This window comes from Lentzea sp. NPDC060358, assembly GCF_042725365.1.
In the GTDB taxonomy this organism is placed as follows: Bacteria; Actinomycetota; Actinomycetes; order Mycobacteriales; family Pseudonocardiaceae; genus Lentzea.
Genome location: NZ_JBHXCW010000006.1, coordinates 1 through 17,452, shown reverse-complemented (window position 1 = coordinate 17,452; position 17,452 = coordinate 1). Strand labels below are relative to the sequence as shown.

20 protein-coding genes and 1 tRNA gene are annotated in these 17,452 nt (G+C 69.6%); 14 read left to right on the top strand and 7 right to left on the bottom strand.

All coding sequences use genetic code 11. The features are described from left to right. Positions 1–91: 91 nt before the first annotated feature. Positions 92–165, top strand: a tRNA-OTHER gene (locus tag ACFWGZ_RS02445). A 147-nt stretch (positions 166–312) separates the two neighbouring features. Beyond that, entirely contained in the window at positions 313–573 is a 261-nt protein-coding gene (locus ACFWGZ_RS02440) for a Prokaryotic metallothionein (RefSeq protein WP_382449661.1), read from the top strand. Here ACFWGZ_RS02440 and ACFWGZ_RS02435 read toward each other — a convergent pair. Continuing rightward, the gene (locus ACFWGZ_RS02435) at positions 570–1,184 is read right to left on the bottom strand and encodes a TetR/AcrR family transcriptional regulator (RefSeq protein ID WP_382449660.1); all 615 of its coding nucleotides are present in this window, start codon (positions 1,182–1,184) and stop codon (positions 570–572) included. The two genes, ACFWGZ_RS02440 and ACFWGZ_RS02435, sit on opposite strands and share 4 nt — an antisense overlap. Positions 1,185–1,244: 60 nt before the next feature. Here ACFWGZ_RS02435 and ACFWGZ_RS02430 point away from each other — a divergent pair, with 60 nt between their 5' ends. After that, a complete protein-coding gene (locus ACFWGZ_RS02430) occupies positions 1,245–1,580 on the top strand; it encodes a hypothetical protein (protein ID WP_382449659.1) in 336 nt (111 codons plus the stop codon). Positions 1,581–1,584: 4 nt separating this feature from the next. Here the strand turns inward: ACFWGZ_RS02430 and ACFWGZ_RS02425 are convergent, their stop codons facing one another. Genes ACFWGZ_RS02425 through ACFWGZ_RS02415 form a run of 3 tightly spaced genes read right to left on the bottom strand, consistent with a single transcriptional unit; the run spans position 1,585 to position 3,714 of the window. Further along, positions 1,585–2,172: an ABC transporter permease gene (locus tag ACFWGZ_RS02425; protein WP_382449658.1), complete on the bottom strand. Its 588-nt coding sequence runs from the start codon at positions 2,170–2,172 to the stop codon at positions 1,585–1,587. A gap of 19 nt (positions 2,173–2,191) precedes the next feature. Then, positions 2,192–2,668 carry a TetR/AcrR family transcriptional regulator gene (locus ACFWGZ_RS02420; RefSeq protein ID WP_382449657.1) on the bottom strand — a complete coding sequence of 159 codons (477 nt, stop codon included), beginning with the start codon at positions 2,666–2,668 and terminating at the stop codon, positions 2,192–2,194. After that, positions 2,665–3,714, bottom strand: coding sequence for a medium chain dehydrogenase/reductase family protein (locus ACFWGZ_RS02415; RefSeq protein ID WP_382449656.1), 1,050 nt, complete (start codon positions 3,712–3,714; stop codon positions 2,665–2,667). Before ACFWGZ_RS02415 ends, ACFWGZ_RS02420 begins: the two co-directional genes overlap by 4 nt. Positions 3,715–3,820: 106 nt before the next feature. Here ACFWGZ_RS02415 and ACFWGZ_RS02410 point away from each other — a divergent pair, with 106 nt between their 5' ends. Then, a complete protein-coding gene (locus ACFWGZ_RS02410; protein WP_382449655.1) occupies positions 3,821–4,447 on the top strand; it encodes a TetR/AcrR family transcriptional regulator in 627 nt (208 codons plus the stop codon). Between the two features lie 4 nt (positions 4,448–4,451). Here the strand turns inward: ACFWGZ_RS02410 and ACFWGZ_RS02405 are convergent, their stop codons facing one another. The 3 genes from ACFWGZ_RS02405 to ACFWGZ_RS02395 form a co-directional block, all read right to left on the bottom strand. Next, the gene (locus ACFWGZ_RS02405) at positions 4,452–5,396 is read right to left on the bottom strand and encodes a ribose-phosphate diphosphokinase (RefSeq protein WP_382449654.1); all 945 of its coding nucleotides are present in this window, start codon (positions 5,394–5,396) and stop codon (positions 4,452–4,454) included. 10 nt (positions 5,397–5,406) lie between these two features. Beyond that, on the bottom strand, positions 5,407–5,889 hold the full coding sequence (locus tag ACFWGZ_RS02400) for a hypothetical protein (RefSeq protein WP_382449653.1): 483 nt from the start codon (positions 5,887–5,889) through the stop codon (positions 5,407–5,409). 198 nt (positions 5,890–6,087) lie between these two features. Next, positions 6,088–6,894, bottom strand: coding sequence for a metal-dependent hydrolase (locus ACFWGZ_RS02395; RefSeq protein WP_382449652.1), 807 nt, complete (start codon positions 6,892–6,894; stop codon positions 6,088–6,090). A gap of 115 nt (positions 6,895–7,009) precedes the next feature. On the opposite strand from ACFWGZ_RS02395, the gene ACFWGZ_RS02390 reads away from it, so the two are divergent. From ACFWGZ_RS02390 to yhjD, 10 genes are all read left to right on the top strand, one after another. Further along, positions 7,010–7,852: an SDR family NAD(P)-dependent oxidoreductase gene (locus ACFWGZ_RS02390; protein ID WP_382449651.1), complete on the top strand. Its 843-nt coding sequence runs from the start codon at positions 7,010–7,012 to the stop codon at positions 7,850–7,852. A 79-nt stretch (positions 7,853–7,931) separates the two neighbouring features. After that, positions 7,932–9,155, top strand: a complete 1,224-nt coding sequence (locus ACFWGZ_RS02385) for an NADP-dependent isocitrate dehydrogenase (protein WP_330854022.1) — start codon at positions 7,932–7,934, stop codon at positions 9,153–9,155. Positions 9,156–9,324: 169 nt separating this feature from the next. Next, entirely contained in the window at positions 9,325–9,636 is a 312-nt protein-coding gene (locus ACFWGZ_RS02380) for an SH3 domain-containing protein (protein WP_382449650.1), read from the top strand. Positions 9,637–9,646: 10 nt separating this feature from the next. Next, positions 9,647–9,865, top strand: coding sequence for a hypothetical protein (locus ACFWGZ_RS02375; protein ID WP_382449649.1), 219 nt, complete (start codon positions 9,647–9,649; stop codon positions 9,863–9,865). Between the two features lie 11 nt (positions 9,866–9,876). After that, positions 9,877–10,671, top strand: coding sequence for an exodeoxyribonuclease III (locus ACFWGZ_RS02370; protein WP_382449648.1), 795 nt, complete (start codon positions 9,877–9,879; stop codon positions 10,669–10,671). Positions 10,672–10,782: 111 nt separating this feature from the next. Next, a complete protein-coding gene (locus ACFWGZ_RS02365) occupies positions 10,783–12,441 on the top strand; it encodes a TIGR03767 family metallophosphoesterase (RefSeq protein WP_382449647.1) in 1,659 nt (552 codons plus the stop codon). A 62-nt stretch (positions 12,442–12,503) separates the two neighbouring features. After that, positions 12,504–15,026: a bifunctional FO biosynthesis protein CofGH gene (locus ACFWGZ_RS02360; RefSeq protein ID WP_382449646.1), complete on the top strand. Its 2,523-nt coding sequence runs from the start codon at positions 12,504–12,506 to the stop codon at positions 15,024–15,026. Between the two features lie 122 nt (positions 15,027–15,148). Then, the gene (locus ACFWGZ_RS02355) at positions 15,149–15,340 is read left to right on the top strand and encodes a hypothetical protein (RefSeq protein WP_382449645.1); all 192 of its coding nucleotides are present in this window, start codon (positions 15,149–15,151) and stop codon (positions 15,338–15,340) included. 26 nt (positions 15,341–15,366) lie between these two features. After that, positions 15,367–16,416, top strand: a complete 1,050-nt coding sequence (gene trpS / locus ACFWGZ_RS02350) for a tryptophan--tRNA ligase (RefSeq protein WP_382449644.1) — start codon at positions 15,367–15,369, stop codon at positions 16,414–16,416. A 24-nt stretch (positions 16,417–16,440) separates the two neighbouring features. Continuing rightward, entirely contained in the window at positions 16,441–17,427 is a 987-nt protein-coding gene (gene yhjD, locus ACFWGZ_RS02345) for an inner membrane protein YhjD (RefSeq protein ID WP_382449643.1), read from the top strand. Positions 17,428–17,452: the final 25 nt, after the last annotated feature.

Here is a 17,452-nt window from a genome sequence, read left to right as displayed (position 1 = left end):
GAGGTTGATGCACGAACCTTATTGGGTCCAACACTTTCGCAGGGCATACGGCCCGCCATTCGCGGACTAGTGTGGGTGGCGCGGTGGCGATGGGGCCTGTAGCGCAGTGGTCGACGCGCCCTCCGGAACGGGGGGAGAACGCCGGTTCGAATCCGGCCGGTCCCGCTCAGCATCCGGGTTTCCTCCTTCCCCCACTCCCTCGTGCGGACGGGGTGCGCGCCCGGTTCAAGCTGGTCCTTTGTGGACTGAGTGCCGCCGCGCAACTCGGGCGCCGAGTTGCCGACCCGGCCGGCCTGCCGCAGTCTTCCGCGCATGGCGACCTGTGACGTCTGTGGCAACGAGTACTGGATGGCCTTCGAGGTGCGCACCGTCGGCGGTGGCGTGCACACGTTCGACAGCTTCGAGTGCGCGATCCAGCGGCTCGCGCCCCGCTGCGAGCACTGCGACTGCCGGGTGATCGGGCACGGTGTGGAGGTGGAGGGCCGGTTCTTCTGCTGCGCCCACTGCGCGCGCACCGCCTCGGCCGACCTCGGCGCGCAGATCCGCGACACGGTCGGCGCGCATCCCGGCTAGTTCAGCACGAGGTCGAGGCTCAGCGGCACGGGTGGCGGCAGCGCGTCCGCGCCGGTCCGGAACGACTCCAGGAGGTAGGCGACGAGCCGTTGCGACGCGGCCGTCGCCACCTCCACCGGCACGCCGGCGAGTCCGCTGTTGGCCATGAGCACCAGCGTCAGGTCGTACGGCGAGAAGTCGGCGCGCAGCTCACCGCTGTCCTTGGCCCGCTGCACCAGTTCCCCGAAGCACTGCCACGTGCGGTCGCGGACCTCGGACCGCATCTCCGGGAACGTCGCGACGAACGCGGCGGTGAAGCCGCGGTCGCACGCCTGGAGCAGGCACACCTTCTCGATCACCGTGCGGAAGCCGCGCCACGCGTCGGGGTCCGCGAGCGCCTCCTCGATGGCGGCCTGGCACAGCGCGAACTGCTCGGTGAAGGCCTCCGCCACCAGTGCTTCCTTGGTGGGGAAGCGGCGGTAAAGCGTGGCGACACCTACGCGCGCACGGCGTGCGATCGCCGCCATCGGTACGTCGAGCCCGCGTTCTGCGAACAGGTCTCGTGCGACGGCCAGCACTCGTGCGCGGTTCTCGCGCGCGTCGGCGCGCATCTGAGACGGTTCAGCGGTCACTTCTTCTCACTTCACGCCAAGTGGACGGGGTTCTCCACTTACGAGGTTACGTTCGGGGACATGGACTTCAAGGCTCCGTTCGTCCACCGGTTCAACAAGCTGGTCGTCGGGCTGCGCGACGCGCCGGTCGTCGGCAAGCTCGTGCGCAAGGGGATCACCGTCGTGTCCTACACAGGGCGCAAGTCGGGTCGTACGTTCTCCACACCCGTTGGCTACCAACGCAAAGGCGACTTCATCGACATCAGGGTGGCGATGCCGGACTCCAAGAGCTGGTGGCGCAACTTCAGCGGTGAGGGTGGCCCTCTGACGCTCGAACTCGATGGCGCGCAACGGACCGGACATGCGACATCGCACCGTGACGACAAGGGTCGTGTCACGGTGCGAGTGCGGTTGTAGTGCGTCAGGAAGCCAGTGCAGCCAGGCGGCGGCGCTCCAGGAACGCGGCCAGCAGGTAGGCGCTGCCGCCGAGCACGGCCAGCACCCCGAAGAGCCCCGGCGCGGGCACGAACAGCGACGCCGACGCGACCAGCGCGAGCCACGTGCCGAGGTTGTAGTGCAGGGCGTTGCGGCGGACCGCGCCTTCGGCGATGTAGATCAGGCCCACCACGATGCTCGACCCCGCGGGCCACAGCACGGTCGGCAGCTCCGGATGCTCGAACACCGTGCTCAGGCCCGTGATCGCCAGCGCCAGCGCGGCGAACCCGGTGATCCAGGCGGTGCCGACGAGCCGTTCGGCCCGGCGGCGCGCCTCGGGTGCGCCGCGCTGGGCGCGCAGCGACGACAGCGTGGCGAAGACCGTGCCGGCGGCGAGGCCGGTGCCGAGCAGCGCGACCGGCAGCCAGCCCGGCATCAGGACCGCGCCGGACCTCGAGAGCAGGGAGGAGCCGTGGCCGAAGACGTAGGCGAACGCGAAGCCCAGGTACGCGGCGCGGTTGTCGACCTCGGTGGCGGGGACGGCGATCGTGGTGCGGATGGCGGTGGCGTTCACGGCAGGGACCTCCGGGGAGTCAGATGAGCGAGGTGATCAGGCGTGGTGCGAGTGCGGGGTACTGGAGTGAGCGGCGGATCGCCGCGCGCTGGTCGGCCAGGCCGTGCAGGCCCAGCCACAGCGTCAGGGCGTCCGCCGCGGGCTCCGGGCGGACCGAGTCGGTGAGGACCCTGGTGAAGAGCCCCAGCGCCGGTCCGGAGAGATCGGCCGCACCGAACATCACGCGGTAGCGGCGGGGGTGGGCGACGGCGAAGTCCAGGTAGGCGAGGCCCGCCGAGCGGACGTCGGGTGCGGCGAGCACGAGGGCCTCGAGCTCCTGGAACGCCTCGTGGCACACGGCCAGCAGGATCGCCGCCGGGCCCGGGAAGTGCTGGTAGATCGACGAGGTGGGCAGACCTGCCGCGCGGGACACGGCACGCAGCGTCACGGCGAGGTCGGAGTCGACCAGGGCCGTCGCCGCCGCCACGATGGCCGAGCGGCAGCCCGGACCGCTCACGGCTCCGGGACGATGACGACCTTGCCGAGGACCGTGCGCGACTCGGCGAGCGTCAGCGCGGAGGCGGCTTCCGACAGCGGGATGCGGGCGGCGACCTGCGCCTTCAGCACGCCGGAGCCGACCAGGCGGAGCACCTGGGTGAGGTCGTCGCGCAGCCGGGCGCGGAACGTGGCGGTGCGGAAGCGCTTGCCCGCCCAGAAGTTGTAGAAGCCCGCGCCCTTGCCGTTGGGCAGGAAGTTCCACAGCAGCAGGCGCCCGTACAGCTTCAGCACCGGCAGCATCGCGTTGCCGGGCTCGTCCTTCGTCGCGGCCGAGCCGTAGTTGACCAGCGTGCCGCCGCGGCGCAGCAGCTTCCACGACTCCTGCAGGCCCGCGCCGCCGACGTGGTCGAACACGGCGTCCACGCCCTCGGGCGCCAGCTCGCGGATCTTGGCGTACATGGCGGGGTCGCGGTAGTCGACCGGGGTGGCGCCGAGCTCGCGCACCGCGTCGTGGTGGCGCGGCGAGGCCGTGCCGATGACCTTGATCCCGGCGTGGCGGGCGAGCTGCACGAGCGTCGAGCCGACGCCGCCGTTCGCGCCCAGCACCACGATCGTGTCGCCGCGCTTGACCTTCGCGGTGCGGTACATCATCTGCCACGCCGTGACGCCGTTGACCACGACCGTCTCGGCGGCGTCGGACTCGACGTCGTCCGGCACGGGCACCAGGTCGGCGGCCTCGAGGACGAGGTGGCTGGCCCACGCGCCGACCTTGGTGACGGCGGCGAACCGGTGGTGCCGCAGCGCCGGGTCCACACCCTCCCCGACGGCGACGACGGTGCCGACCAGGTCGTAGCCGGGCACGAACGGGAACGCCGGCTGGTCGTAGTACTTGCCCAGGCGCATCTGCTGCTCGGCGAAGCAGACCCCGGTGGCCTCCATGCGCAGGACGACCTGGCCCTCGCCCGGCGCGGGCAGCTCCCTGACCTGCACCTGCAGGCCCTCGGGCTCGACGACGCCCGGCAGGACGACCTCGGTGGCGCGGATGGTGGCGGTGGTGGCGTTCATGTCTGGCTCCTCGTGGCTCGTTGTGCTTACGAACATAAGCTAACGGCCGTAAGGCAACGAGCGCAAGCCCTAACACCCATAAACTTTCAGGTGTATGGTTACGGCCGTGACGAACACGGAACCGCGCAGGCGCAACCGCAGGGGCGAGGGCGGGAAGCTGCGGGAGGAGATCATCGCCGCGGCTCTCGCGCTGCTGGACGAGGGCGGCGACGAACGCGCGGTCACGCTGCGCTCGGTCGCGCGCAAGGCGGGCATCGCGGCGCCGTCGATCTACGCCCACTTCGCCGACCAGCCGTCGATCATGCTGGCCGTGGTGCAGCAGGAGCTGGACGGGCTGTCGGCGGCGCTGCGCGAGGCCGACGAGGCCGCGGGAACCGATCCCCGCACGCGGCTCTTCGCGGTGTGCCACGCCTACCTGGACTTCGCGCAGGCGCACCCGCAGCGCTACCGGATCATGTTCGGCGGCCTGTGGACGCCGTCGGTCGAGGACACCTCGATCACCGACGCCGACCTCGACTCACTGGGCGTGGAGGCGTTCACGCTGCTCGTCGAGCTGCTGAGCGGGTGCATCGAGGCGGGGATCGCGCACGACAGCGACGACCTCTACGGCGACGCCGTGGCGTTGTGGCTGGGACTGCACGGCCTCGCCCACCAGCGCGCCGTGGTGCGCAAGATGCCGGGACCGGCCGATGTCGGGGACCGGCTGATCAAGGCACTCGCGCACCTCAAGTAGCTGCTCAGGGGGCCTCGAACAGGGTCGACACCGACTCGCCGACGTTGATGCGCCGCATCGCCTCCGCCATCGCGGGGGCGATCGAGAGCACCGTCAGCTTCGGCACGGCCTTGTCCGCCGGGATCGGCACGGTGTTCGTCGCGACGATCTCCAGCACGTCGTCGAACGCCTGCAACCGGTCCAGGGCGCCGGACGAGAACAGGCCGTGCGTGCAGGCCACCCTGATCGACCCGGCGCCGCGCTCCCGCAGCTTGTCCAGCAGCTCGATCACCGTCGACCCCTTGGCGATCTCGTCGTCGAGCACGATCACGTCCCGCCCGGCCACGTCGCCGATCACGGTCGAGATCTGCACCTTGTCGTCGGCGAAGCGCTGCTTGGCGCCGGCCGCGACGGGCAGCCCGAGGATGCGCGCGAAGTGCGCCGCCTCCTTGGCGTTGCCCAGGTCCGGCGACACCACGACGGTGTTCGACAGGTCGTGCTGCGAGAAGTGCGCGGCCAGCTCGCGCAGCGCGTGCAGGTGGTCGACGGGCACCGAGAAGAACCCGTGCACCTGCGGGGAGTGCAACGTCATCGCGAGCACCCGCGACGCGCCGGCGGACACCATCAGGTCGGCGACCAGCCTGCCGCCGATGGAGATCCGCGGCGCGTCCTTCTTGTCCGACCTCGCGTACGCGTAGTGCGGCAGGACGACGGTCGTGCGCGCGGCCGAGGCGCCGCGCGCGGCGTCGAGCATCAGCAGCAGCTCGACGAGGTGTTCCTGCACCGGCGGCACCAGCGGCTGGATGAGGAACACGTCCCGCTCCCGGCAGTTCGCCTGCAGCTGCACCTCGAGGCAGTCGTTGGCGAAGCGGGTGAGGCGGCTGGGGGAGAGGTCGACGCCGAGGTGACCACAGATCTCGGCGGCGAGGGAGGGATGGGCAGAACCACTGAAGACAGCGATGTCACGCACGTCGACGAACCTAGTCGACGACCAGCACCAGCTTGCCGTCCTGGAAGCGGGGCGTCAGGTTGCCGCGCGTGTCGACCGTGTGCGTGCCACGGGGCAGAACGGCCTCGATCGCCGTGAACGCGATGATGTCCGAGACGCCGTGACGGCCGCGCAACGACCGTTGGCCCTGGAACCGCAGAGCGCGCCCCTCGCGCCGGTACTGATGTGCCTCGGCAGCAGTGGAGGCGCCCACGCGGAGCGCCTCCGGGCCCACCAGGCGTCCCGAGGACGCACCGCGCACGGAGACCCCGAAGCCCTGTTCGACGAGCGAGGTCACCACCGCGTCGGACGGGGCGACGGGGACCATGAAGGACATCGCGTGGTGGCCGTCGACCTCGTGCACGGCGACCGTCCGGGCCGTGGTCAGCACCGTGTCGTGCAGCTCCAGCGCGATCTTCTCCGCTTCCCAGCGGTTTTCGTGGCCGGCGTCGATGCCGACGTAGGTGCTGGTCACCTGACCTCCACTTGCGCGGACGAGGGTGTGTCCGCTGCGGTTCGAACCCCGCATGGTGCCAGCGCGGCTCATGGGATCGCTCGACCTCGGCCTGTGGCGTTGGCAACGTCGTCCTCCACGTGGCGAGACCGGGTGCGTGGAGGCTAGACCGATCGGGTGAGGCTCAGGTAGCCGCTGAATGGCTGGAAGTGGAACGGTTCAGATCGGCATCAGGTTCAGCCAGTCCAGGAACGGCAGAGCACCGGTGGCCTGCAGCGCGACGGTTCCCAGCCACACCGACAGGATCGTGATGATCGGCCCGACGATCGCCATCTCGACCACGCCGCCGGTCTTCATCCGCATGATCTTCGGCGGCGCCACCGGGTACCAGGTCTTGCCCATGATCGGGATCGGCCACAGGATCGGGCAGCCCTGCTCGGTGATCGCGTCGCCGACGTAGTGCGCGAAGCAGCCGACGCCGACCGCGATCCCGCACGCCGCGGCGGAGGCGTTGGTCTGCGCCGTCCACGCGATCATCGCCCAGGTGATCCCCGCGGAGACCAGGGTGATCAGCAACGCGTCCTGCTTGGGGCACCAGTCGTTCATGATGCCGCGCACCGCGAGGCCGGCGAACACGAACATCAGCACGGGCAGCGCCCACTTCTGGCTGTTCTGCACGACCGCGGTGGTGAACACGGCCGAGAACATCGCGAAGACGAGCGTGTGCGTGAGACCGCGGTGCCCGCCGTCGCGCTTGGAGTCCTTCTTCAGGCGGGTGGTCCGGTAGACGAGGCTGCTCAGCGCGTTGATGCCGGCCGAGAGCCCGCCGCTGATCGACCCGAACGTGCGCGAGATGGTCGAGCCGGGGTGGTCGAGGTCCGGCAGCAGCGCCGCGCCCGTGGCGAGGACGGCGCCCACGGCCCAGCTCTGCGGCGTGAGCTGGCCGATCGGATGACTCGACGCGAGGGCGGTGACGGCGCTCCAGGCGAGCAGCCCGCTCATCGCATGTGTTGGCCCAGTGGACACTTACTCCCCTTCTGGAGATCACCCGATAGGTGAGAACAGTAGTCGTTCGGTATCAAGCATCACGGCAGCAACTCCATCTCGACGGACAACTCATTTCCGACGGATGGAGTCAGTCATGTCGCAGGTGTGGCTCGTCACCGGCAGTTCCCGCGGCCTCGGCCGCAAGATCGCGGAAGAGGTGCTCGCCGCGGGCCACCGGCTCGTCGCCACCGCCCGCAACCCCCGCGATCTCGACGACCTCGTCTCTCAACACGGCGACCGGGCCAGATCTGTTGCACTCGACGTGCGCGATCCCGAACACGCCAGGGCGGCCGTCGCGACCGCCGTGCGCGAGTTCGGGCGGCTCGACGTCGTCGTGAACAACGCGGGCGCGGGCCGCGTGACCTCGATCGAGGAGTGCTCGGAGGCCGACTTCCGCGACCAGCTGGAGATCAACCTCATGGGCGTCGTCAACGTCACTAAGGCCGCGCTGCCGGTGCTGCGCGAGCAGCGGTCCGGCCACTTCCTGACGATCGGCTCCACCGCGGGCCACACGGCGCTCGGCGGCGGGCTCGCGCCGTACGTGATGGCGAAGTTCGCGCTCCGCGGCTTCACCGAGTCGCTGGCCGCGGAGTGCGCGCCGTTCGGCGTGAGGGCGACGATCGCCGAGCTCGGCGGCTTCCAGACGGACTGGACCGGCCCGTCCCTGGTGGTGACCGAGCCGGGCGAGGACTACGTTCCGACTGTCGGGGTGCTGCTCGGCATGGTGCGCGGTGCGCACGGCAACATGCCCGGCGACCCGGTCAAGGCCGCGCGCGTCCTGCTGGACGTGGTGGCCATGGACGCACCGCCGCTCAGTCTTCTGCTGGGCAGCGACGCGGTGGATATGGTGCGTCTGGCAGACCAGGCACGGAATGCGGAAATCGACAAGTGGGAGCACGTGAGCCGGTCGACCGACCGCAACCCCGAACCGGTGTAACCGGGGTCGCAGGCGCGGGTGGCCGGTTTACCAGTACGCTTGTCTTGCTTGCATCGTCGCGAGAGGAGCGCCCGGAGTTATGGGCAAGATCAAGGTTCAGGGCACCGTCGTCGAGCTCGACGGCGACGAGATGACCCGGATCATCTGGCAGTTCATCAAGGACAAGCTGATCCACCCGTACCTGGACGTCACTCTGGAGTACTACGACCTGGGCATCGAGCACCGGGACGCCACGGACGACCAGGTCACGATCGACGCCGCGAACGCCATCAAGAAGCACGGCGTCGGCGTCAAGTGCGCCACGATCACGCCGGACGAGGCGCGGGTCGAGGAGTTCGGCCTCAAGAAGATGTGGGTCTCGCCGAACGGCACGATCCGCAACATCCTCGGCGGTGTCGTCTTCCGCGAGCCGATCATCATCTCGAACGTCCCGCGGCTCGTCCCCGGCTGGACGAAGCCGATCATCATCGGCCGTCACGCGCACGGTGACCAGTACAAGGCCACCAACTTCAAGGTGCCCGGCGCCGGCAAGCTCACGATCACGTTCCAGCCGGAGGACGGCTCGGACCCGATCGAGCACGTCGTCACCGAGTTCCCGGCGGAGGGCGGTGTGGCGATGGGCATGTACAACTACAACAAGTCCATCGAGGACTTCGCCCGCGCCTCGTTCTCCTACGGCCTGCAGCGGGGCTACCCCGTCTACATGTCGACGAAGAACACGATCCTGAAGGCCTACGACGGCCAGTTCAAGGACATCTTCCAGCGCGTGTTCGACGAGGAGTTCAAGGCGGAGTTCGACGCCAAGGGCCTCACCTACGAGCACCGCCTGATCGACGACATGGTCGCCGCCGCGATGAAGTGGGAGGGCGGCTACGTCTGGGCGTGCAAGAACTACGACGGTGACGTCCAGTCCGACACGGTCGCGCAGGGCTTCGGCTCGCTGGGCCTCATGACGTCGGTCCTGATGACGCCGGACGGCAAGACGGTCGAGGCCGAGGCCGCGCACGGCACCGTGACGCGCCACTTCCGCCAGCACCAGGCCGGCAAGCCGACCTCCACGAACCCCATCGCGTCGATCTACGCGTGGACCCGTGGCCTCATGCACCGCGGCAAGCTGGACGGCACCCCCGAGGTGGTCCGCTTCGCCGAGGCGCTCGAGGAGGTCGTGATCGAGACCGTCGAGGCCGGTCAGATGACCAAGGACCTGGCCCTGCTGATCAGCAAGGACCAGGCGTGGCTGACCACCGAGGACTTCCTCGCCGCGCTCGACGAGAACCTCAAGAAGAAGATGGCGTCGTTCTGACGTCCTGCTGCTGAGAAAGGCCACTCCGGTCACACCGGGGTGGCCTTTTCTCGTGGCGCGTCACCCGGTCGGTTCCTCTTGCGGGTGGTTGCCGCTTCCCGGCCGTCCCCTCGGTTGGTTTGCCGCTATATCTGCTGCTGAAGAGCAGTTCGCGGTTCGGGGAGGCGTCATGTTCGGAGTTCCGGTCAGGGGACTGATCGTGATCGGTGTGCTGGGCGTCGCGGGGGTGATGTACGCGGTGAACGGCGGCAAACCGGTGGACAGCGCCAAGGCCGAGGAGATCTGCCGGATCACGGTGACCGCGGACGTCCTGAACGTCCGCTCGGGCCCCGGCGACCTGCAGCCGATCGTCTCGACGATGCCCCGCGACGCCGTGACCGCGGCGTCGTCGCGCGTGGAGAACGGCTACCGCATGCTGAGCGACCGCCGCTGGGTGAGCCAGCAGTTCACGGCGCTGACCAGCGACTCGACCTGCAAGTAGACTCGCGGGCATGTTGCGGAACGTCTTCCGGTGGGGCCGGGGCAGGAATCTGGTGCCGTGCACCTGCGAGCCCGAGTGGCAGGGCCTCTACACGGAGATCGACGGCCAGCGCCAGCTCGCGCTGCCCCGCGACGAGATGGCCACCCTGGTCGGCTACCTGGACCTGACCGCGCACTGCGGCGGCTGCGGCGCCGAGTACCCGAAGCCCTGGGGCCTGGCCTCCAAGTAGGCTCCCGCGTCGTGCTGACGATCTCCACGGTCAACGTCAACGGCCTGCGCGCCGCCGCGAAGAAGGGCTACATGTCGTGGCTCGCTTCGTCTTCCGCGGATGTGGTGTGCCTGCAGGAGGTCCGTGCGGAGCCGGCCGAACTGGCCGCGGATCTCCACTCGCCGGACGGCTGGCACGGCGTGTACGCGCCTTCTTCCGTGAAGGGCCGTGCGGGCGTGGGCGTGCTCTCGCGCGTTGAGCCTTCGTCGGTGCGTGTGGGGTTCGGTGCGGCCGAGTTCGAGGCGAGCGGCCGGTACGTGGAGATCGAGCTGCCCGGTGTCGTGGTGGCGTCGCTCTACCTGCCGTCCGGCGACGTCGGCACTCCCCGGCAGGACGAGAAGGACCGGTTCATGGCCTCCTTCCTGCCGTACCTGGTCTCGTTGCGGGAGAAGGCCGCCGTGTCCGGGCGCGAGGTCGTCGTGTGCGGGGACTGGAACATCGCGCACCAGCAGGCGGATCTGAAGAACTGGAAGACGAACCAGAAGGAAGCCGGGTTCCTGCCCCACGAGCGGGAGTGGATGACCTCGGTGTTCTCTTCCGGGTACCACGACGTTGTTCGTGACCTGCACCCCGATGTGGTCGGGCCCTACTCGTGGTGGTCCTACCGGGGGAAGGCCTTCGACAACGACTCCGGGTGGCGCATCGACTACCAGGTCGCCACCGAGGGGCTGGCCGGGCGGGCTGTCTCCGCCGTGGTGGAGCGGGCTGCGACGTACGCGGAGCGGTGGTCGGACCACGCACCGGTCACGGTGGTCTACTCCGACTGACCCAGTCCAGGCAGCCTTTATCGCTCCCGCCACCCCGCCGACCACTCGATTTCACCCGCCGGCTCCCCGAACATGAACACGATTCACCATCGATGAATCGGGAGCGCACACATGACGGGCTTCACCAGGCGCAACTTCCTCCTGGCCATGGGCGTGGGCGCCGCAGGCGTGCCGCTGCTCGACGCGCAAGCGATTGCGTCGACGGCGGGCACCACGCTCGACACCACCGCCACGCCGGTCGGCAGCGGGACCTACCGCAGGTTGCAGGCCGGACCGGGATGGCCGACGGTGGTGCGCACCGACCTCGTCGGCGCCAAGCCGAACCGGGAGGCGCGGCGGCAGGCGTTGGCCAGTTTCGTGCAGTTCAGCGACATGCACATCTGCGACGCGCAAAGTCCGCTCCGGTTCGAGTACCTGCACCCGTACCTCGGTTCGAGCGCGCACCGGCCGCAGGAAACCCTCACCGCGCAGGGCAGCACGTCACTGGTCAAGCGCGTCAACGCCGTCAAGCGGGGGCCGCTCACCGGCAGGCCCTTCGACTTCCTCATGACCACCGGTGACAACACCGACAACCACGAGCACGTCGAGCTCGACTGGTTCCTCACCGTCCTCAACGGCGGCACCATCACGCCCAACACCGGCGACAGCCGGTACGAAGGCGTGCAGAACGCCGGCATCAGCACGTACTGGCAGCCGGACCTCGCGGGCATGGACGACTACAAGGCCAAGGGGTTCCCTCAGCTCGAGGGGCTGCTCGACGCGGCCGTCAGGCAGTTCACCAGCCCCGGCCTCGACATCCCCTGGTACGCCACGATCGGCAACCACGACGACAGCGTCGTCGGCGCGCTGCCGGACGGGCTGCTCGACGGCTGGTACACCGGGCGGAAGAAGATCGTCGGCTTCGGTGACCCCGTGCAGAACGCGAAGCTCGCGAAAGCCTTCAACGACCCCGCGGCCATCCCGGAGGCGATGAGCATCCTCGCCAACGGTGGCGCGGTCCGGACCGTCACGCCCGATGACCGGCGTCGGTTGTTCACCACGGGTGAGTTCGTGCGCAAGCACCTGCCTACGGGCGGGCACGGGTACACGGACGCCAACGCTGATGGAGTGGACGTCTTCTACACGTTCCGGATGGCGCCCGGCGTCACGGGCATCAGCATGGACACCACGAACCTCGCCGGGTTCTCCGAGGGGTCTATCGGGCTGCACCAGCTCAACTGGATCGAGAGGACCCTCCGCCGCAACAGCTCCCTCTACTACGACTGGCTCGGGCTGCCGCAACGGCAGAACGTCACCGACGAGTTGTTCGTGCTGTTCAGCCACCACACGTCCAAGACGATGGGCAACGTGCTGCCGGACCGGCGGCGTCCGCTCGACCCGCGGATGAACGGTGACGCGCTGGTCAACCTCCTGCACCGGTTCCCCAACGTGCTGGCGTGGGTCAACGGGCACACGCACCGCAACGTCATCACCGCGCACCGGCACGACACGCCGTCCAGGAGTTTCTGGGAGATCAACACCGCCGCGCACGTCGACTACCCGCAGCACGCCCGCGTCATCGAGGTGGCGGACAACGCCGACGGCACGTTGTCGCTGTTCACGACCCTGCTCGAGGCCGACGCGCCCTACCAGGTCGACTTCGGCGACCGGACCGAGCAGGGGCTCGCGAGCCTCTGCCGGGAGTTCACCTACAACGACATCCACTCACGGGCCGAGCCGCTGGGCACGCCGCTCGACCGCAACACCGAACTGCTGGTCGCCGTGCGCTGAAGTGGGATGTCCCACAGCCGGTCGCACCTGATCAGGAATTTCGGCGGCCTAAGGTCGTTGACGTGGCAGTGGACATCTCTCTGAACCCACCGCAGCCCCGGCCGAGCGCTGCGGCGATGCGGCGTGCGTTGCGCCGGGCCGCCGACGGGGCCGTGCTGGACGCGACCGAGGCCGCCGTGCTGCTGCACGCGCGCGGGGAGGACCTCGACGCGCTGCTGGGCGCGGCGGGGCGGGTGCGGGACGCGCACCTGCTCGCCGAGGGGCGGCCCGGGGTGGTCACGTACAGCCGGTCGGTGTTCATCCCGCTGACCCGGCTGTGCCGGGACCGGTGCCACTACTGCACGTTCGCGACCGTGCCGCACCGGCTGCCCGCCGCGTTCCTCGAACGCGACGAGGTGCTGGCGATCGCCCGCGCCGGGGCGGCACAGGGCTGCAAGGAAGCGCTCTTCACGCTCGGCGACCGGCCGGAGGACCGCTGGCCCGCCGCGCGGGAGTGGCTGGAGGCGCGCGGGTTCGAGTCCACTCTGGACTACGTGCGGGCCAGCGCCATCGCGGTGCTGGAGGAGACGGGGTTGTTGCCCCACCTCAACCCCGGCGTGCTGAGCTGGGAGGAGCTGACGCGGCTGCGGCCCGTGGCGTCCAGCATGGGCATGATGCTCGAGACCACGGCCGAGCGGCTGTGGAGCGAGCCGGGCGGGCCCCACTACGGCAGCCCGGACAAGGACCCCGCGGTCCGGCTGCGGGTGCTGACCGACGCCGGGCGCGTCAACGTCCCGTTCACCACGGGCGTCCTGATCGGCATCGGCGAGAACCTGACCGAGCGCGCCGAGTCGCTGCTCGCGATGAGGCAGGTCGCCAAGCAGTACGGGCACATCCAGGAAGTCATCATCCAGAACTTCCGCGCCAAGCCGGACACGGCGATGCGCGGCATGCCCGACGCCGACCTGACCGAGCTCGCGGCGACGATCGCCGTGGCCCGCCTGGTGATGCCGTCGACCGTGAGCGTGCAGGCGCCGCCGAACCTGGTCGGCGAGGAGTTCGGCCTGATGCTGCGCGCGGGCGTCGACGACTGGGGCGGCGTCTCGCCGGTCACGCCCGACCACGTGAACCCCGAGAAGCCGTGGCCGCAGGTCGACACGCTCGCGGACATCACACGCGAAGCCGGATTCTCGTTGCAGGAGAGGCTGAACGTCTACCCGCGCTACGTCCGCGCGGCGGCGGGGCAGTGGATCGACACGCGACTCACCGCCCACATTTCCGCGCTGTCGCTGGAGAACGGGCTCGCGAACCCCGACGCGGTGGTCGCCGGCCGCGAGTGGCAGGAACCCGACGGCGGCCTCGACACCTACGGCCGCGCGGACCTCAACACCGCGATCGACACCGAGGGCCGCACGAGCGACCGGCGCGGCGACTTCGACGAGGTCTACGGCGACTGGGCCGAGCTGAAGATTCCCGTTGCGCCGCAACGGCTTTCCGAGGACGTCCAACGTGGACTGAAGATCGCCGCGAACGACCCGGCGGCGCTGCTCGGCGACACCGACGCCGCCATGGCGCTGCTGACCGCCGACGGCGACGCGCTCGAGGAGATGACCAGGCTCGCGGACGACCTGAGGCGCGAGGTGGTCGGCGACGACGTCACCTACGTCGTCAACCGGAACATCAACTTCTCCAACGTCTGCTACGTCGGCTGCCGGTTCTGCGCCTTCGCGCAACGGGAACGCGACGCGGACGCGTTCCGGCTGTCCGCGGAGGAGGTCGCCGACCGCGCGCAGGAGGCGTGGGACGACGGCGCCACCGAGGTCTGCATGCAGGGCGGCATCGACCCGAAGCTGCCGGTGACCTACTACGCCGACGTCGTGCGCGCGATCAAGAAGCGCCTGCCCGGCATGCACGTCCACGCGTTCAGCCCGATGGAGATCGTCTCCGCCGCGGCGAAGGCCGGCGTGAGCGTGCGCGAGTGGCTGACCGAGCTCAAGGAGGCCGGCCTCGACACGATCCCCGGCACCGCGGCCGAGATCCTCGACGACGACGTGCGGTGGGTGCTCACCAAGGGCAAGCTGCCGACCGCGACCTGGCTCGACGTCGTCGGAACGGCCCACGAGCTGGGCATCCGCTCGTCCAGCACGATGATGTACGGCCACGTCGACCACCCCGGTCACTGGCTCACGCACCTCCGCGTGCTCGCGCGGCTGCAGGACCGCACCGGCGGGCTCACCGAGTTCGTCGCGCTGCCGTTCGTGCACCGCAACGCCCCCATCTACCTCGCCGGGGTCGCCCGGCCCGGCCCCACCCGCCGCGACAACCGCGCCGTGCACGCGTTCGCGCGGCTGGCGCTGCACGGCCGGATCGCCAACATCCAGTGCTCGTGGGTCAAGCTCGGCGACGAGGGCACGGCGGAGATCCTCAACGGCGGCGCGAACGACATCGGCGGCACGCTGATGGAGGAGACCATCAGCCGCATGGCCGGGTCCGAGCACGGGTCGGCGCGCACTGTGCGTGAGCTCGAGACCCTGGCATCGCTGGCAGGGCGTAACGCCCGTCAGCGGACTACGACATATGGGCGAGTGCGAACCGATGATCGGTGACCGATAGTCTGATTCGGCGCATCGACGCTACCGGCCATCGGTAGCTTGGCGGCCAATCAGTCAGCAAGGTTCACCCTTCCGGGGTGGGCCTGTGCCATGGGGAGGCTCGGCAAGTGCACGGCATGAGTCTGGTACTGAGCGCTGCGGTCGAGAGCAGCATGACCGGTACCGCGGCGGGTCCCGTGGGTCTGATCGCGGTGACCGCCGGCGTCGGCGGTCTGGTGTTCGGCCTGGTCAAGCGGCGCAAGCCGGCTCCGGTGACGGCCGCGAACCAGCGGATCGACCTCGGTCAGCAGGACACCGCGCAGAACTGATCCACGCGGTCTGAGAAGATTCGTCCGTGTCCACGGAGAACGCGCCCGCAGAAGGCACCCCGGCGAGCACCACCGCGCCGGCCAAGCGCCCCCGCGTCCTGTCCGGCATCCAGCCGACGGCCGGGTCGTTCCACCTCGGCAACTACCTGGGTGCGGTGCGGCAGTGGGTGGCGCTGCAGGAGGCGCACGACGCGTTCTACTGCGTCGTCGACCTGCACGCGATCACCGTGGAGCAGAACCCGAAGACCCTGCGGCAGAACACCCGCGTCTCGGCCGCCCAGCTGCTCGCGCTGGGCATCGACCCCGACCGCGCGACGCTGTTCGTCCAGTCGCACGTCCCGGAGCACGCCCAGCTCGGCTGGGTCATGCAGTGCATGACCGGCTTCGGCGAGGCGTCGCGGATGACCCAGTTCAAAGACAAGTCCGCGCGTCAGGAGCAGTCCGTCGGCGTGGGCCTGTTCACCTACCCGATCCTGCAGGCCGCGGACATCCTGCTGTACCAGGCGCACTACGTGCCGGTCGGCGAGGACCAGCGCCAGCACCTCGAGCTGACCCGCGACCTCGCGACCAGGTTCAACTCGCGCTACGGCAAGACGTTCCGCCTGCCGGAGGCGTACATCGTCAAGGACACGGCGAAGATCTTCGACCTGCAGGAACCGACGGCGAAGATGAGCAAGTCGGTGCCCGGCGGTGTCGTGGAGCTGCTGGAGGACCCGAAGCGCTCGGCCAAGAAGATCCGGTCCGCCGTCACCGACACGGGCCGCGAGATCGTCTTCGACGTCGAGGCCAAGCCGGGTGTGTCGAACCTGCTGACGATCTACTCGGCGCTGACGGGCCGCACGGTCGAGTCGCTGGTCGCCGACTACGACGGCAAGGGCTACGGCGACCTGAAGAAGGACCTCGGCGAGGTCTTCACCGAGTGGGTCACGCCGGTGCAGGAGCGCGTGAAGACCTACCTCGACGACGTGGCGTCGCTGGACAAGATCCTGGCCGCCGGCGCCGAGCGCGCGCGTGAGGTCGCGTCGGGCACGCTGCGCCGCACGTACGACAAGATCGGCTTTGTTCTGCCGGAGTAGTGCACTTGCACTAGCGTCTTGATCGTGGACAAGTGGCGGCGGAAGTACGCGTGGCTCGACCACGTCATGCGTGCGTACGAGCGGTACGACCAGCGGTACGGCGCTCAGCACGCCGCCGCGGTGACGTACTTCAGCGTGCTCTCCCTGGTGCCGATCCTGATGATCGGCTTCGCCGTCGCCGGTTTCGTGCTCCAGTCGCAGCCGGACCTGCTGGCGTCGCTGCGGGAGAGCATCGCCGAGGCCGTCCCGGACGAGAACCTGCGCAAGCAGATCAACGAGGCCGTGAACACCGCCCTGGACTCCAAGGGCACCGTCGGCATCATCGGTCTGCTCGGCGCCGCCTACTCCGGTCTCGGCTGGATGAGCAACCTGCGCGACGCCCTCACCGCCCAGTGGGGTCAGGCGAAGGGGGAGCTGCCCTTCCTCGGCACGCTGGGGCGCGACCTGCTGTCGCTGCTCGGCCTGGGGCTCGCGATCGTGATCTCGTTCGGCATCACGGCGGTCGGGTCCGGCCTCGCCGAGCAGATCCTGGAGTGGATGGGGCTCGCCGACCAGGGCTGGGCGCGCGTCCTGCTGCGCATCGGCTCGATCCTGCTGTCGCTGGTGGCGAACTGGCTCGTGTTCCTGTGGGTGCTCTCGCGGCTGCCGCGCAAGCCCGTGGGGTGGCGCAGTGCGCTGCGCGGCGCGCTCGCCGGCGCGATCGGGTTCGAGATCCTGAAGCAGACCGCCACGATCTTCCTGTCCTTCACGACCAAGTCGCCCACGTCGGCCGCGTTCGGGTCCGTGATCGGTGTGCTGGTGTTCGCGAACCTGGTGGCGCAGTTCATCCTGTTCATCACGGCCTGGACGGCGACCGCGCGGGAGAACGTGGAGCCGGAGGTCGTCCAGCCGCCCGCGCCCGCCGTCATCGAGCCCGTGGTGACCGTGAAGTCCGGTCCGCCGCCGTCGCTGGTGCTGGGCGTCGGTGCCCTGATCGGGGCGTTGCTCGGCTTCCGCTGGCGCAAGCGCTAGTGCGGTGAACGACGAAGGCCCCCGG

Coding starts and splice junctions, on each gene's coding strand:
- ACFWGZ_RS02440 (WP_382449661.1), top strand. CDS start 313: ATGGCGACCTGTGACGTCTGTGGCAACGAGTACTGGATGGCCTTCGAG.
- ACFWGZ_RS02390 (WP_382449651.1), top strand. CDS start 7,010: ATGTCGCAGGTGTGGCTCGTCACCGGCAGTTCCCGCGGCCTCGGCCGC.
- ACFWGZ_RS02355 (WP_382449645.1), top strand. CDS start 15,149: ATGAGTCTGGTACTGAGCGCTGCGGTCGAGAGCAGCATGACCGGTACC.
- ACFWGZ_RS02385 (WP_330854022.1), top strand. CDS start 7,932: ATGGGCAAGATCAAGGTTCAGGGCACCGTCGTCGAGCTCGACGGCGAC.
- ACFWGZ_RS02375 (WP_382449649.1), top strand. CDS start 9,647: ATGTTGCGGAACGTCTTCCGGTGGGGCCGGGGCAGGAATCTGGTGCCG.
- ACFWGZ_RS02380 (WP_382449650.1), top strand. CDS start 9,325: ATGTTCGGAGTTCCGGTCAGGGGACTGATCGTGATCGGTGTGCTGGGC.
- ACFWGZ_RS02365 (WP_382449647.1), top strand. CDS start 10,783: ATGACGGGCTTCACCAGGCGCAACTTCCTCCTGGCCATGGGCGTGGGC.
- ACFWGZ_RS02430 (WP_382449659.1), top strand. CDS start 1,245: ATGGACTTCAAGGCTCCGTTCGTCCACCGGTTCAACAAGCTGGTCGTC.
- ACFWGZ_RS02415 (WP_382449656.1), bottom strand. CDS start 3,714: ATGAACGCCACCACCGCCACCATCCGCGCCACCGAGGTCGTCCTGCCG.